This window comes from Paramixta manurensis (assembly GCF_013285385.1).
In the GTDB taxonomy this organism is placed as follows: domain Bacteria; phylum Pseudomonadota; class Gammaproteobacteria; order Enterobacterales; family Enterobacteriaceae; genus Paramixta; species Paramixta manurensis.
Genome location: NZ_CP054212.1, coordinates 2,232,953 through 2,247,274, shown reverse-complemented (window position 1 = coordinate 2,247,274; position 14,322 = coordinate 2,232,953). Strand labels below are relative to the sequence as shown.

Below are 14,322 nucleotides of genomic sequence, written 5' to 3'. Positions count from 1 at the left end.
CAGTGGACGATAAAGCATTATTTCCTGCCACGGCTCTTCGCCTCGGATACACCCGTTCAAAGCATTCCCGCTAAGCCGAGCCACGCTCAATCAGCGTTGATGGCATAATCACATTCTGAATATTTTCATCTGGCTGCGCCATCCGTTGCAGCAAGCGCGTCGCCGCGCTGCGCCCAATCTCTCGCGCCGAGCTGGTAACAAAGGTTAATGGCGGATCGGTTAACTCAGCTTCCGGCACATCGCCAAACCCCACCAGTGCCACTTGTTGATCGTAATAGCTATCAACCGCGCCCTTACCAATGGTGCGACCGATACGTTGCAGGCCAAAATAGCAACCCAACGCGACCGAGGCGTTATGGCACAAAATCGCGGTAATCGTCGGATGATGATGAATCAACTGTTCGGTAAGCGCGGCGGCATCACGCTGATGGCTACCGCATTCAATAATCCACTCATTACGAAAAGGCAGACCATATTGCAATAAGGTCGAACAGTAGCCGCCAATACGTTCAGCGCGCGTCAGTGAAGACCCCGACCCGCCGAGCCAGGCGATACAATGATGCCCGCGTTTAATTAAATACTCGGTCGCCATTTTCGCCGCATGCATATTATCCGGCCGAATAGAGTCCACTTCATCAAGGCTACTGGCGCGCGAGGCGCAAATCAGCGGGATAGAGGATTCGCGTGCTTTTTCCGGCAGTTCACTGGCATTCTCCGCCCCGCCGCCCAAAATAATCCCCTCCACGCCTTGCGCAACCAGCGAATCAAAACAGCGATCAAGGTTTTGCCCATGCTGACCGCTTTGGGTAAGAAACAACACTTTCCCCTGCTTCTCCAGCATTTCACTCAGACCGGCTGTCATCTCGGCGTAAAACGGATTGCAAATATCGCGAACAATCAGCCCAACCACGCCGCTATCGCCGCCACGCAACATCATCGCGGATCGATTACGGACATATCCCAGGGTTTCAATCGCCTGATTAACGCGTTCTGCCGTCGCGGCTGAAATACGGCCCTTTCCCGACAGCACCAACGAAACGGTAGTTACCGATACGCTGGCCTCTTCGGCGACATCATTGATGGTAATTTTTTTTTGCGACATAGCTGCTCTATTTTGAAGGGCTTACGCCACATCCGTACAAAATGATCGGATGGTGGTAAAACGTTACACCTTAAGCCGGTTAAATAAAACCTTGAGTGCCAATAAAAGTGTGATAGGCCGCGCATTAATGGTTGGTAAAACGTTTTATCCTTATTTTACCTCAGCGCCTGCTGAGCATTTTTTTGCCAGGAGATCGTATGGCTACCACCAAACAAAAAATAACCGTATGGGAGTTTTTCCAGAATCTGGGGAAAACGTTTATGCTGCCCGTCGCATTACTCTCCTTCTGCGGGATTATGCTCGGCATTGGCAGTTCATTAAGCAGTCATGATGTGATCAATTTGATTCCCTTGCTGGGGAATCACGTCCTCCAGTTAATCTTTATCTGGATGAGTAAAATTGGTTCATTTGCCTTTAGCTACCTGCCCGTCATGTTTGCTATTGCCATTCCGCTTGGCATGGCGCGGGAAAATAAAGGTGTGGCGGCGTTTTCCGGGTTTGTCGGCTTTGCGGTAATGAACCTTGCCGTTAACTTTTGGCTCACCGCTAACGGCATACTGCCGACGACCGATCCGGCGGTGCTGAAAGCCAACAATATCCAGAACATTATCGGCATTCAGTCGATCGATACCGGGATCCTCGGCGCGGTGATCATTGGTATTATCGTGTTCTATCTGCACGAACGTTTTTCAACCATCCGTCTGCCGGATGCGCTGGCTTTCTTTGGTGGTACGCGCTTTGTTCCTATTATCACCACGCTGGTAATGGGTTTGGTCGGTTTGGTTATTCCGTTAATCTGGCCATGGTTTGCCGCCGCAATCAGCGGCCTGGGCTGGATTATCAATGGCGCCGGTGAGTTTGGCCCGATGATTTTCGGTACCGGTGAGCGTCTGTTGTTACCCTTTGGTTTGCAGCATATTTTGGTGGCAATCATTCGCTTTACCGATGCTGGTGGCACCATGGATGTGTGCGGGCATAGCGTCAGCGGCGCCTTAACCATCTTCCAGGCACAACTCTCTTGCCCCACTTCCGGCGGCTTTGCCGAAAGCGCAACGCGTTTCCTTTCTCAGGGTAAAATGCCTGCCTTCCTCGGCGGTCTGCCCGGCGCGGCGTTGGCGATGTACCACTGCGCACGTCCGGAGAATCGCCATAAAATTAAAGGACTGCTGATTTCCGGCGTGGTCGCTTGCGTGGTTGGCGGTACCACCGAACCGATTGAATTCTTGTTTCTGTTCGTGGCCCCGGTGCTCTATTTAATCCATGCGCTATTAACCGGTTTGGGCTTTACGGTGATGGCAATGCTTGGGGTGACCATCGGTAATACTGACGGCAACGTCATTGACTTCGTGGTATTCGGTATCCTGCACGGCCTGGCAACCAAGTGGTATTGGGTGCCGGTTATCGCCGCCATTTGGTTTGCTGGTTACTATGCGATTTTCCGTTTCGCCATTACGCGTTTCAATATTAAAACCCCAGGACGTGACGTAGATAACAGCAGCAGCGTAGAGAAAACCCTCGCCGGGGCGGGCGTTGGAAAATCGGGCTATAACTCACCGGCAATTTTGGCGGCGCTGGGCGGCGTAGCAAATATCACTTCGCTGGATAACTGCCTGACACGTCTGCGCTTATCGATTGCCGATATGAGCCAGGTTGATGATGCGGCGTTAAAAGCCAATGGCGCTATTGGTGTGGTGCATCTTAACCAACATAGTCTGCAGGTGGTTATTGGCCCGCAGGTACAATCGGTGAAAGATGAAATCGCCAGCCTGATGAGCGTACCGGCGTAACCCGGTAAACCCTACAGGGAGCAAAAACCCCGGCTGTTTTTTTTACCAGCGGGGGTTTTCTTTTTTAGTATTGAGGCGCTTATGTTTGATTTTGATGTAATAACCGACCGGCACGGCAGTTGGTGTACGCAATGGGATTTCGTCGCCGACCGTTTTGGGCAGGCAGATTTGCTGCCCTTCACGATTTCGGATATGGATTTCCCCACCGCTCCGGCGGTATTAGACGCGTTGCGCCAACGCATTGAGCATGGCGTATTCGGTTACAGCCGCTGGCAGCATGAGGATTTTTTGTCCGCCATTGCACATTGGTATCAACAACGCTTTGCGCTCTCTATTGAGAGTACGCATGTGGTTTATGGACCATCAGTGATTTATATGGTGGCGCAAATGATTCGCCACTGGTCTGCGCCGAATGACAGCGTGCTGATCCACACGCCTGCCTACGATGCTTTTTATAAAGTGATTGAGGGTAATCAGCGCCATGTGCTGGCTGCGCCGCTGCAGAAAGATGGCAACGCCTGGATTTGCGATATGACCGCGCTGGAACAGTTGTTGGCGCGCCCCGATTGTAAAATCATGCTGCTGTGCAGCCCGCATAACCCAACCGGCAAAGTCTGGCGCCGGGATGAACTGGAGCAGATGGCCGAATTATGTCAGCGCTATCAGGTCAGGGTAATCAGTGACGAAATCCATATGGATATGGTGATGGGCGCGACGCCGCATATTCCGTGGCAGAGCGTGGCGCGCGATCGCTGGGCGCTGTTCACTTCCGCCTCAAAGAGTTTCAATATTCCCGCGCTAACCGGCGCATGGGGGATGATTGCCGACCCGCACGATCGCGAGGCATGGTTTCAGGCATTAAAAAATGCCGATGGTCTCTCCTCTCCGGCAGTCATGGCGATTGCCGCGCATATTGCCGCCTATCGGCACGGTGAGGCCTGGCTTGACGCACTGCGCGCTTATTTGGGTGACAACCTGCGTTATATCGCAGCCCGTCTTAACCAGGCATTCCCGGCGCTGGGCTGGCAACCGCCGCAGGCCACCTATCTGGCGTGGATTGACATTCGTCCGCTCGGCATAGATGAGCGACGTTTACAGCAGGTGCTGATTGAGCAACAGAAAGTCGCGATCATGCCCGGCTACACCTATGGCGTAGAGGGTGAAGGTTTTCTGCGGCTCAATGCTGGCTGCCCGCGCGCCAAATTGGCCGATGGGTTAGATCGTTTGATAGCCGGGATTGATTCGATAATGATGCAATAACCTCCAGAAAAGGTTTATTTTTGAGCATCAGATACCACGGGCCTTGCTGAGATAACATCTTATTTATTCAGCAACGCCCTGCTTGCACAGAGTATTTCAATACCTTGCTGCGTTTAGCCTTATTCATTCCGGTAGCCACCACTCAGCCATTTGCTTTTCTAAATTCGCCCCAAATCCATTGATTCTTCCTGCACCGGAGGTAAATGTTAGCTCTCCGAAATAGATTTTTCCTTCAATTAAATACCAATCGATACGTAGATATTTGAACTCTTTACCCATAATTAAATCATGCAAAACTAAAACTTCACTTAACTTGCTTTTCTCATCCTCAGTTAAATGGTGGCAACCATCACCATGATGCCATACACATTGGTCTAGTGAGTTTAGATAATATCCTTTCGATACAGTGCCAAATCGACCATCCACTACTTGCATGACGTATTTAATATCACCATTATTTTGCCTAAAACAATGAAACTTGTAGTCTCTGGGTATAACATTTTCTGGCGTTATTTTCCTTTCAACCAAAACCAATGGCTCAATCATTGAATAATGCCACTCATCCGCTACATTAGAAAAATCCAACTTGAGCCACTCTTTTGTTTTTGCTACAACTCTTTCTTTCTCTTTAATATCAGGGTCTTCGTCGAACAGCATCACCAGGCCGGCTGCATGATTGGGTTTAATCACCGTATGTGACCAATCCTTTAACTTTAATAACGTTTCAGGGTCACATGTAACGTAAAGCAATGGAATTAAATACTCCTCACCGATTTTTTCACTAATATATTTCCTGACAGCGTATTTATCCGCCAATTCAGCATAGCGTGGATTTTTATCATAAACCATCCTCTGCAACACTTTTTCATTAAACGTGCGTGGATTTTTTATGTTTGGCCATTTGTTATAGCTCCTGAAATACCCTATTTTCACACGAGTTTCAGACGAGGCTTTTTTCATAATCGCCCGAAAAAGAGGCCTTAACAGATATTTTTTCATTTTATATCCCTATAATTTCCTTATGAACGTGAAATAAAAATCCTTTTTTGAAAAAATAATTAGCTAATGTGCAAGAAAAAAACTCTATCAAGAAAAAACAATAAGCAGCCCCGGTCGATTTGAAATAATTTATAAAAAGATAGGAGCACGGGATGCTGAGTCCGGCAATGATCAGCATTTTAATTGTCAGGTATCTGTAGCCACCCTCTTTTATTATATATCTGTAACAGATCGTTCCCATTGAAGAGAACGTTGTGGCCAAAATTATTAATGGTATCAGCTTTACAGCTTGTAGATACTCAACCCCATACAATGATTTAATAAACCATTCGCCAAGAAACTCAAACCCTATAAAAACAAGTATTGCAACAGCAAGAGTTATTCGATTTATTTGCTGCAAAAGAACGCGTATCTTTAGCGAATCTCTTTGTTCATAGATTTTTGAAAAAAAGCTTGAAATTAATGCCTGAGAAACAAACGACCAGGCACCGCCGATGGTTAATGCAACGGTATACACACCTAACTCCTGATAAGAAATTAAGCGTGCTAAAAATAAATTTGAAATTTGTGTGTATATAGCAATAGATAGTGTAGATAATAGTAACGACCCGCCTGTATAAAATAAGTATTTCTTGTATTTAATCTGTCTTCTTTTTGATAGCAACAAGGTATTGCAATTTCTTTTTAAATATAACCATCTTAAGCCATAGGGGATTGCGGCTAGTAGAACAATAGGTATAGCAAACCAATAAATAGGCAGATGGAACCATGTAATTAAGTAACGTGTTAAAAACGTTACAATCAAACCTATCACATTAGTTAACGTATTTATTTGCGAGTTTAGCTGACTATTATTATAAATTGAAAATATATCACTAATGATATAGTAAGTAGCAACCGAACTGGCTAAGCCAAAAATGAAGGTTATAAAATCAGCATACACGTGTAAATAGGATAAAACCAACAAACTTGTTATAAAAAAAACGCTGCGTCTTTGGACCTGTGTAGATAAAGCAAGATTCAGCCCTGATTTCTTATTTTCACTCATCCGTTTGAATAGTACATTTTGCGCCCCTAACCAGGCAAAAGTCTGAATAAAAATAAATAGGGAGTTGGCAAATGTGATCTTACCAAAATCATCAGGACCGATATATTTTGCCATGTAAGAATTGACAAAAAACAAACCAAAAATATTGACAAATTTTTCCGAAATCATCCATGCTGAATTTGAAAAAATGCTTTTTTTGAAAAGATTCATTTTAAAGCTTCCATGCTTATTTACTATTAGAACTACGTTATGGCTAAGCGCTTAGGTTGATAAGCCCGTTTTGACAACGTTAAACGTTCAGTCGAACATCATGCTGAATTAATCAGGCGGCCTGTCTATAATTAATTGTTTTAAAATAATAAATAACCAGAATTCCGATTTCCGATAGAGGGTGAGAACAAAGTATGTCGCTTCTTTGCCAGACGTTCCAGGAGACTAAACCCCTTCTTTTCACATGGTTAACATTTTAAGTTTACACATAGCCCGGCAATGCGGTCTATTTTTATTTGCGACTTTGTTGCAATATCAGACTGTTCCCCAAGGAAATTCCGAAAAATACGCTTTAGAACATGCACTCTCTGCCATAAGCAAATCACAGGAAGAAGACCAATTAATCGGCAGTCGCACGCCGTGTTGCGCAATTCTCTGGCGTAGTTGCGCAAATTGTTTTTATACTACTCTGCACTTTACTTAAAACAGCCAAGAGAGTGCGACATGATAGATTCCCGACTCCCCCTTACCGATATTCATCGTCATCTTGACGGTAACATTCGGGCGCAAACCATCCTCGATTTAGGTCGCGAATTTAATCTGACATTACCGGCATCGTCGTTAGAAGCCCTCCGTCCCCATGTGCAGGTGGTTGAAACCCAGCCCGACCTGGTGAGCTTTTTACAAAAGCTTGATTGGGGTGTCAAAGTTCTTGGATCGCTGGATGCCTGTCGTCGGGTGGCGCAGGAAAATGTCGAAGACGCCGCGCGGGCAGGTTTGCATTATGCCGAACTCCGTTTTTCACCTGGTTATATGGCGATGACACACAATCTACCGGTCGCCGGCGTGGTTGAAGCCGTCATCGATGGCGTACGCGCAGGTTGTCAGCAACACGATATTGAAGTTCGACTAATTGGGATTATGAGCCGCACCTTTGGTGATGAAGCCTGTCTGCGTGAGCTGGAGGGGCTGCTGGCCCATCGGGATGGCATTACCGCCGTCGATCTGGCTGGCGATGAGCTAGGCTTCCCCGGCAGCGAGTTCCTCAGCCACTTTAACCGCGCACGTGATGCCGGTTTCCACATTACGGTACATGCCGGTGAAGCGGCGGGCGCCGAGAGCATTTGGCAAGCGATTCGTGAATTGGGCGCCGAACGGATCGGACACGGCGTCAAGGCCATTGAAGATGTGAAACTGATGGATTTCCTTGCCGAGCAGCAAATCGGCATTGAATCCTGCCTGACATCCAATATCCAGACCAGCACCGTGGCACATCTGGCGCACCATCCGTTGGCGACCTTTCTTGATCACGGTATTCTCGCCACGCTAAATACCGACGATCCGGCGGTACAAGGCATTGAAATTGAACATGAATATCGGGTTGCCGCACCACAGGCGGGTTTAAGCGCCGCGCAAATTCGCACCGCGCAAGAGAATGGATTGAAAATCGCCTTCCTGAGTGAGGCAGAAAAACAGCGTATTCGGGCGAAAGTTACCGCCGCTTAACCGCAGGGGCGCCATTGGCGCCCCATTACCGCTATTTTAAAGTGAGCGTCTGGCGCTGGCTGGCGGATTGTAAGCCTAACTCAATTAATGTCATGACCTGAATCGCCTGCTCCGCACTGACCGGGTTACTGCCAACACCATTAATCGCATCGCGAATGGCGGCATAATAGGCCGGATAATTACCGGGCAAGGTCAGCAGGTTTTTTTCCGCCATCACCTCACCCTGCGCCAGGGTGAGCACGCCATCACGCATATCGTATCCCCAATCTTCGTGCGGCGGGCGCTCACCGGCTTTCAGCCGATCTTCTTGTGGATCGAGCCCGTATTTCACATAGCTGCCTTTGGTGCCATGTACCACCAGGCGCGGCGTTTCCGCCGCCGCCAGCATACTGGCATGCAAAATGACCCGCCGCTGCGGCCAAATCAGTTGCGCATGAAAATAGTCGGTCGTTTGCGCGCCCGGCCGCAACTCGGCCATATCAACCGTGATGGAAACCGGCGCGCCAAATAACTGTAGCGCCTGGTCGATCAGATGCGGCCCCAGATCAAACCATATACCACTGCCGGCACCTTTCATTTCACGCCAACGTTGACGCACCTCAGGACGATATCGATCAAAATGTGACGCTAAATAACGGACCTCGCCCAATACACCTTCCGCCAGCAATGTTTTGAGGGTGAGGAAATCACTGTCCCAGCGCCGGTTATGAAACACCGATAACAGCAAACCTTTTGCGTCAGCCAGAGCTGATAGCTCGCGCGCCTGTGACAACGTCACGGTAAAAGGTTTGTCCACCACCACATGTTTACCCGCCTCAAGCGCGGCTTTTGCTAATGGGAAGTGGGTATCATTGGGCGTCGGGATCACCACTAAGTCGATCTCAGGGTGGTCAAATAAGGCCTGCGGGTCATTGATGGTCGCGACCGAAGGCCAGTCGGCATTAACCTTGCTGGCATCGCGGCTGGAGATGGATGCCAATGTCATTCCTGCGGTGCCTGCGATTAACGGCGCATGAAAGGTTTTACTGGCGTAACCATAGCCCACCAACCCGACGCGAATATTTTCATTCATCTCTCTTCTCCTCCGTTCAGCTATTCACTGAGTTAAGTCGATTTATGTCAACTCAACAAGCGAGAAGCGATGGCGCAGTAAGAAATGCGATTTAGTCTGAAAAAAACGCCTTTTTTACGGTCACCTGCTGCACAAGAAGCGTAAAATCAGCAAGGTATCAGCTTGGTTTGCGATCCGTTTTCCTTTTTTTATTTTTTTATGATCCGCTATCTGGACAGTTTTGGCCGTCTCTCTATACTGGAACACCCTTCTTCTTTTGGCATGATGACAACCATGACCGTGCTCGATTATCTGTTAAAATTTAGAAAAGTTAACTCTCTGGAAAGTCTGGAAAAATTATACGATCATCTGAACTATTCGCTGTCAGACGATCAAGAGCTGATGAAAATGTACCGCGCTGCCGATCATCGTCGCGCTGAGCTGGCCTCTGGCGGCCGCTTGTTTGACCTTGGGCAGGTGCCTAAATCTGTCTGGCGTTACGTGGTGTAACGCCCTCGCGTTTACCCTTCCGTCTGTTTTTACGTATAATCCGCACACCTTGTCGGGCGCGATCGAGATTAAGTATGGTCTCGGGTCAAGACCGACGTTATTGATTTGCAGGAAAAAGCATTATGACGGTTTCTTCCCCGGCGCCGCGAATTGGCGGCTGGCTGTTACTGCCCCTCGCGTGGCTGATTATGACCCTACTCACCAGCGCCCTGGTCATGGCCGTCTATCTCAGCGCCTTGTTTCACCCTGAATTGCGCCAGGCAATGACGACTAACCCTTCGGCCTTTTTGCTTCAGTGGGGTTTGTCGTTAGCCACCTCAACCGTGGTGTGGCTGTATAGCGCCTGGGTGACGTGGATGTTCTGCAAACGTTCACACCGCCTGCCGCGTCACTACATCATCTGGTTATTGGTTACAGTGGTACTGGCGGTAAAGAGTTTCGCCTTCTCTCCCATTGCCGATAGCAACGCAATTCGGACTTTACTGGTTTCGCTGCTGGCCGCCGCGCTATTAGTGCCCTATTTCAAACGTTCTCAACGGGTTAAGACGACATTTATTGCGCCCTAATGGCACTAAAATTTAATCCTGAGTGCTTTAGGGGAATAACCCTAAGGTTGATCTGTTGTGATAGCCGGCCGAATACCTGATAATAAGCCGCTTTTTCGTTTCCCAGGCTTAATAATGACCGAATATTTACTCCTTTTTATTGGCACAGTGCTGGTGAATAACTTCGTATTAGTGAAGTTTCTCGGCCTCTGTCCCTTTATGGGCGTTTCCAAAAAACTGGAAACGGCAATTGGCATGGGACTCGCCACGACCTTTGTTATTACCCTGGCCTCGATTTGTTCGTGGCTGGTGAATCACCTTATTCTGGTGCCGCTCGATCTGGTTTATCTGCGTACCATGGCCTATATCCTGGTCATTGCGGTCACCGTGCAATTCACTGAAATGGTGGTGCGTAAAACCAGCCCGGCGCTGTATCGCCTATTGGGGATTTTCCTGCCGCTGATCACCACCAACTGTGCGGTTCTGGCTGTGCCATTGCTCAGCGTTAACCTGAATCATACTTTCCTGCAAGCCGCCCTGTACGGTTTCAGCGCATCGCTGGGCTTCTCACTGGTCATGGTGTTGTTCGCCGGTATGCGCGAACGCCTGGTACTGGCGAATGTGCCCGCCCCGTTTAAAGGTTCATCGATTGCGCTAATTACTGCCGGGCTGATGGCGCTGGCATTTATGGGCTTTACCGGTCTGGTGAAATTCTGATGACCGCGATTTGGATAGCTATTGCTGTGTTAAGCGCGCTAAGTCTGGTGTTTGGCGCCTTACTGGGTTACGCCTCGCGTCGTTTCCAGGTTGAAGAAGATCCCATCGTTGAACAGATTGATGCGGTGCTGCCGCAAAGCCAGTGCGGGCAGTGCGGATACCCCGGCTGCCGTCCCTATGCCGATGCGGTCGGTAACCAGGGTGAAGCGATTAATAAATGTGCGCCGGGCGGTGAGCAAACCATGCTGAAACTGGCAGAACTGCTGAACGTCGAGCCTCAGCCGATTGACGGCGATGAACGCGCAAAAGCGCCAGTGCGCACCGTTGCATGGATCGATGAAGCTAACTGTATCGGTTGCACCAAATGCATTCAGGCCTGCCCGGTTGATGCCATTGTCGGCGCGACCCGGGCTATGCACACAGTTTTAAGCGATGTCTGTACCGGTTGCGATCTCTGTGTCGCCCCCTGTCCGACCGATTGTATTGAAATGCGCCCGGTAGCGACCACCACCGCTAACTGGAAATGGGATCTTAATACCATTCCGGTGCGCGTAATTCCCGTGGAAAGTCATGCTTAATTTTTTAAAACGCTTTCGCCAGGACAAAATTTGGGACTTTGAAGGCGGTATTCATCCGCCGGAGATGAAAACCCAATCCAATGGCACACCATTGCGCCAGGTCCCGTTACCTGAACGTTTGATTATTCCGCTGAAGCAGCATATTGGCAGCGAAGGTGAGCTGTGCGTCAAGCCCGGCGATGTGGTACTGCGCGGGCAGGCATTAACTTTTGGTACTGGCCGTATGCTGCCGGTGCATGCCCCCACTTCCGGCACCATTGAAGCCATCGCTCCGCATATGACGGCGCATCCCTCTGGCCTGGCGGAAGTCTGTATTTTTATTCGCCCCGACGGCGAAGACCGTTGGATTGAACGGCAATCGCTGGCCGATTACCGTCAATGTGAACGCACCGAGATTATTCAACGTATCCACCAGGCTGGCGTAGCCGGGCTTGGCGGCGCCGGTTTTCCCACCGCCACCAAATTGAAAGGTGGCCTGCGTGGCGTTAACACTCTGATTATTAATGCCGCCGAGTGTGAACCCTATATCACTGCCGACGACCGGTTAATGCAAGATTATGCGGCAGAGGTTATCGAAGGGAGTCGCATCCTTGCGTGGGTCTTGCAAGCCGATGAAGTATTGATCGGTATTGAAGATAATAAACCCGCCGCCATTGAAGCCATGAGACAGGCGTTGGGCAACAGCCGCGATCTGCAACTGCGGGTGATTCCGACCAAGTATCCTTCTGGTGGCGCTAAGCAGCTCACGCGCATTCTCACCGGCAAGGAAGTACCGCATGGCGGACGCTCATCCGACATCGGCGTCTTAATGCAAAACGTCGGTACGGCTTATGCGGTGAAACGCGCCATTATTGATGGCGAGCCGCTCACCGAACGTGTGGTGACCTTGACCGGCGAAGCCTTAGCCCATCCGGCTAATGTCTGGGGGCGTTTAGGCACCCCTATCGGGCATCTGTTACAGGCGGCAGGCTTCCAGCCAGCGGACGATCAACTGGTGATTATGGGTGGCCCACTGATGGGCTTTACGCTGCCAGCGTTAGATGTCCCGATGGTGAAAATCACCAACTGTATCCTGGCGCCCTCCGCCAGTGAAATGGGCCATAACGAGCCGGAGCAATCCTGTATTCGCTGTAGTGCCTGTGCTGATGCCTGCCCCGCTAAGTTGCTGCCACAGCAGCTCTATTGGTACAGCCAGGGCGCCGATCATGAAAAAGCGCGCGCTTATCATATTGATGATTGTATTGAGTGCGGCGCGTGCGCTTACGTTTGCCCAAGTAATATCCCGCTGGTGCAATATTATCGTCAGGAAAAAGCCGAACTACGCGCTATTGATCTGGAAGCACAGCGTACTGCCGAAGCGAAAGCCCGTTTCGAGGCGCGGCAACAGCGCCTTGAGCGCGAAAAACTGGCGCGCGAAGCGCGTCATGAACAGGCGAAACGCAACGTTACCGCCAATGACAAAGATCAGATTGCGGCGGCATTGGCACGCGTGAAGGCGAAAAAAGCCACTGATGAGGTGCCGGTTGAGATAACAGCCGGAGCCCAGCCCGATAATGCTGCGGTCATCGCTCAGCGTGAAGCACGTAAAGCACAGGCTCGCGCACGCCAGGCCGAGAAACAGGCGGAAACCGAGCCGCTCACTCGCCAGGCAACCGATCCGCGTAAAGCGGCAGTGGAAGCCGCGATTGCTCGAGCTAAAGCGCGCAAAGCGGAACATCAGCAGCCGACACAGGAAAAGAGCGACGACGTTGATCCGCGTAAGGCGGCAGTGGAAGCCGCGATTGCCCGTGCCAAAGCGCGTAAAGCGGAACATCAGCAGGTCGCAACAGAATCACCATCGGATGCGGACGATAACCGCACGGAAGATCCGCGCAAGGCCGCAGTGGCAGCCGCCATTGCCCGCGCCAAAGCGCGTAAAGCGCAGCAGCACTCTACGCTCGAGGAATAAATGGCTTTTCGTATTGCAAGTTCTCCCTATACCCACAACCGTCGCAGTACCGGCCATATTATGTTTTTGGTCCTGCTGGCGGCACTGCCAGGCATGGTGGCCCAGTGGTACTTTTTTGGTTTTGGTAACCTAATTCAGGTGGCGATTGCCGCCTTAGTGGCATGGGGAACCGAGGCCGCCATTTTAACCTTGCGTCGGCAACCGGTTGCCGCCAATCTCGCCGATAACTCGGCACTCTTAACCGCCCTGCTGCTTGGCGTAAGTTTACCGCCGCTGGCGCCCTGGTGGCTGATTGTTATCGGCACCGTCTTCGCGATTGTGATTGCCAAACAGCTTTACGGTGGCCTGGGACAAAACCCGTTTAATCCGGCCATGATCGGCTATGTGGTGCTGTTGATCTCTTTCCCGGTACAGATGACCAGTTGGTTGCCGCCCGCCCCTTTGCAGTCGATCACGCCTGGGTTTCTCGACTCGCTGAGCATGATTTTTACCCACCACACGCTGGCGGGCGAAACCATGCAGCAGTTGCAAATTGGCGTAGATGGCATCAGCCAGGCAACGCCGCTGGATAGCTTTAAAACCGGTTTACGTGCCGGGCAAAGCGCGGAACATCTGCTGGCGCAGCCGATTTATGGCGGCTGGCTTGCCGGGATCGGTTGGCAATGGATCAACCTCGGCTTTCTGCTGGGCGGCGTTTTCTTACTGGCGACGAACAGTATCCGCTGGCATATTCCGCTGAGCTTTTTGCTATCGCTGGCGGTTTGCGCCACCCTCGGCTGGCTGTTTGCGCCGGGTTCGCTGGCATCGCCGATGATTCATCTCTTCTCCGGCGCGACCATGCTGGGCGCTTTCTTTATTGCCACCGATCCGGTTACCGCCTCAACCACCAATAAAGGGCGGTTGATTTTTGGCGCGCTCATCGGTCTGTTGGTGTGGTTGATTCGTAGCTTTGGCGGCTATCCGGACGGCGTTGCGTTTGCGGTATTATTGGCGAATATTACCGTTCCGCTGATCGATTACTACACCAAACCACGCGTTTACGGCCATCGGAAGGAATAACA

Annotated in this window: 13 protein-coding genes; 9 read left to right on the top strand and 4 right to left on the bottom strand. The window is 50.4% G+C overall.

Features of this window, described 5'->3' with window-relative positions; all coding sequences use genetic code 11:
* Nucleotides 1-70: 70 nt before the first annotated feature.
* Nucleotides 71-1,102, bottom strand: coding sequence for a Mal regulon transcriptional regulator MalI (locus PMPD1_RS10925; RefSeq protein WP_173634062.1), 1,032 nt, complete (start codon nt 1,100-1,102; stop codon nt 71-73).
* A 197-nt stretch (nt 1,103-1,299) separates the two neighbouring features.
* On the opposite strand from PMPD1_RS10925, the gene malX reads away from it, so the two are divergent.
* Both malX and PMPD1_RS10915 read left to right on the top strand, forming a co-directional pair.
* A complete protein-coding gene (malX, locus tag PMPD1_RS10920; RefSeq protein WP_173634061.1) occupies nt 1,300-2,889 on the top strand; it encodes a maltose/glucose-specific PTS transporter subunit IIBC in 1,590 nt (529 codons plus the stop codon).
* A gap of 81 nt (nt 2,890-2,970) precedes the next feature.
* Entirely contained in the window at nt 2,971-4,149 is a 1,179-nt protein-coding gene (locus PMPD1_RS10915) for a MalY/PatB family protein (protein ID WP_173634060.1), read from the top strand.
* Between the two features lie 123 nt (nt 4,150-4,272).
* Here PMPD1_RS10915 and PMPD1_RS10910 read toward each other — a convergent pair whose 3' ends face one another.
* Together PMPD1_RS10910 and PMPD1_RS10905 are read right to left on the bottom strand one after the other, a co-directional pair.
* The gene (locus PMPD1_RS10910; protein ID WP_173634059.1) at nt 4,273-5,148 is read right to left on the bottom strand and encodes an ATP-grasp fold amidoligase family protein; all 876 of its coding nucleotides are present in this window, start codon (nt 5,146-5,148) and stop codon (nt 4,273-4,275) included.
* Between the two features lies 1 nt (nt 5,149).
* Complete coding sequence (locus PMPD1_RS10905) at nt 5,150-6,406, bottom strand: oligosaccharide flippase family protein (protein ID WP_173634058.1); 1,257 nt, start codon at nt 6,404-6,406, stop codon at nt 5,150-5,152.
* A gap of 504 nt (nt 6,407-6,910) precedes the next feature.
* Here PMPD1_RS10905 and add point away from each other — a divergent pair.
* Nucleotides 6,911-7,912 carry an adenosine deaminase gene (gene add / locus PMPD1_RS10900; protein ID WP_173634057.1) on the top strand — a complete coding sequence of 334 codons (1,002 nt, stop codon included), beginning with the start codon at nt 6,911-6,913 and terminating at the stop codon, nt 7,910-7,912.
* Between the two features lie 31 nt (nt 7,913-7,943).
* On the opposite strand, the gene PMPD1_RS10895 is transcribed toward add, so the two are convergent.
* Nucleotides 7,944-8,984, bottom strand: a complete 1,041-nt coding sequence (locus tag PMPD1_RS10895; protein ID WP_173634056.1) for an oxidoreductase — start codon at nt 8,982-8,984, stop codon at nt 7,944-7,946.
* A gap of 273 nt (nt 8,985-9,257) precedes the next feature.
* Between PMPD1_RS10895 and ydgT the strand changes: the two genes are divergently transcribed.
* The 6 genes from ydgT (at nt 9,258) to rsxD (ending at nt 14,320) form a co-directional block, all read left to right on the top strand.
* Complete coding sequence (ydgT, locus tag PMPD1_RS10890) at nt 9,258-9,473, top strand: transcription modulator YdgT (protein ID WP_173634055.1); 216 nt, start codon at nt 9,258-9,260, stop codon at nt 9,471-9,473.
* A 122-nt stretch (nt 9,474-9,595) separates the two neighbouring features.
* Nucleotides 9,596-10,039, top strand: coding sequence for a DUF2569 domain-containing protein (locus PMPD1_RS10885; RefSeq protein WP_173634054.1), 444 nt, complete (start codon nt 9,596-9,598; stop codon nt 10,037-10,039).
* 114 nt (nt 10,040-10,153) lie between these two features.
* Nucleotides 10,154-10,735, top strand: a complete 582-nt coding sequence (gene rsxA / locus PMPD1_RS10880) for an electron transport complex subunit RsxA (protein WP_173634053.1) — start codon at nt 10,154-10,156, stop codon at nt 10,733-10,735.
* Entirely contained in the window at nt 10,735-11,313 is a 579-nt protein-coding gene (gene rsxB / locus PMPD1_RS10875; protein WP_173634052.1) for an electron transport complex subunit RsxB, read from the top strand. Before rsxA ends, rsxB begins: the two co-directional genes overlap by 1 nt.
* Complete coding sequence (gene rsxC, locus PMPD1_RS10870; RefSeq protein ID WP_173634051.1) at nt 11,306-13,261, top strand: electron transport complex subunit RsxC; 1,956 nt, start codon at nt 11,306-11,308, stop codon at nt 13,259-13,261. The genes rsxB and rsxC overlap by 8 nt, the downstream gene beginning before the upstream one ends.
* Entirely contained in the window at nt 13,262-14,320 is a 1,059-nt protein-coding gene (rsxD, locus tag PMPD1_RS10865; RefSeq protein ID WP_173634050.1) for an electron transport complex subunit RsxD, read from the top strand.
* Nucleotides 14,321-14,322 lie beyond the last annotated feature (2 nt).

What these genes read in the sequence shown, in the direction of transcription:
- PMPD1_RS10925 (WP_173634062.1), bottom strand. Translation starts at nt 1,102, where the DNA reads ATGTCGCAAAAAAAAATTACCATCAATGATGTCGCCGAAGAGGCCAGC.
- malX (WP_173634061.1), top strand. Translation starts at nt 1,300, where the DNA reads ATGGCTACCACCAAACAAAAAATAACCGTATGGGAGTTTTTCCAGAAT.
- PMPD1_RS10915 (WP_173634060.1), top strand. Translation starts at nt 2,971, where the DNA reads ATGTTTGATTTTGATGTAATAACCGACCGGCACGGCAGTTGGTGTACG.
- PMPD1_RS10910 (WP_173634059.1), bottom strand. Translation starts at nt 5,148, where the DNA reads ATGAAAAAATATCTGTTAAGGCCTCTTTTTCGGGCGATTATGAAAAAA.
- PMPD1_RS10905 (WP_173634058.1), bottom strand. Translation starts at nt 6,406, where the DNA reads ATGAATCTTTTCAAAAAAAGCATTTTTTCAAATTCAGCATGGATGATT.
- add (WP_173634057.1), top strand. Translation starts at nt 6,911, where the DNA reads ATGATAGATTCCCGACTCCCCCTTACCGATATTCATCGTCATCTTGAC.
- PMPD1_RS10895 (WP_173634056.1), bottom strand. Translation starts at nt 8,984, where the DNA reads ATGAATGAAAATATTCGCGTCGGGTTGGTGGGCTATGGTTACGCCAGT.
- ydgT (WP_173634055.1), top strand. Translation starts at nt 9,258, where the DNA reads ATGACCGTGCTCGATTATCTGTTAAAATTTAGAAAAGTTAACTCTCTG.
- PMPD1_RS10885 (WP_173634054.1), top strand. Translation starts at nt 9,596, where the DNA reads ATGACGGTTTCTTCCCCGGCGCCGCGAATTGGCGGCTGGCTGTTACTG.
- rsxA (WP_173634053.1), top strand. Translation starts at nt 10,154, where the DNA reads ATGACCGAATATTTACTCCTTTTTATTGGCACAGTGCTGGTGAATAAC.
- rsxB (WP_173634052.1), top strand. Translation starts at nt 10,735, where the DNA reads ATGACCGCGATTTGGATAGCTATTGCTGTGTTAAGCGCGCTAAGTCTG.
- rsxC (WP_173634051.1), top strand. Translation starts at nt 11,306, where the DNA reads ATGCTTAATTTTTTAAAACGCTTTCGCCAGGACAAAATTTGGGACTTT.
- rsxD (WP_173634050.1), top strand. Translation starts at nt 13,262, where the DNA reads ATGGCTTTTCGTATTGCAAGTTCTCCCTATACCCACAACCGTCGCAGT.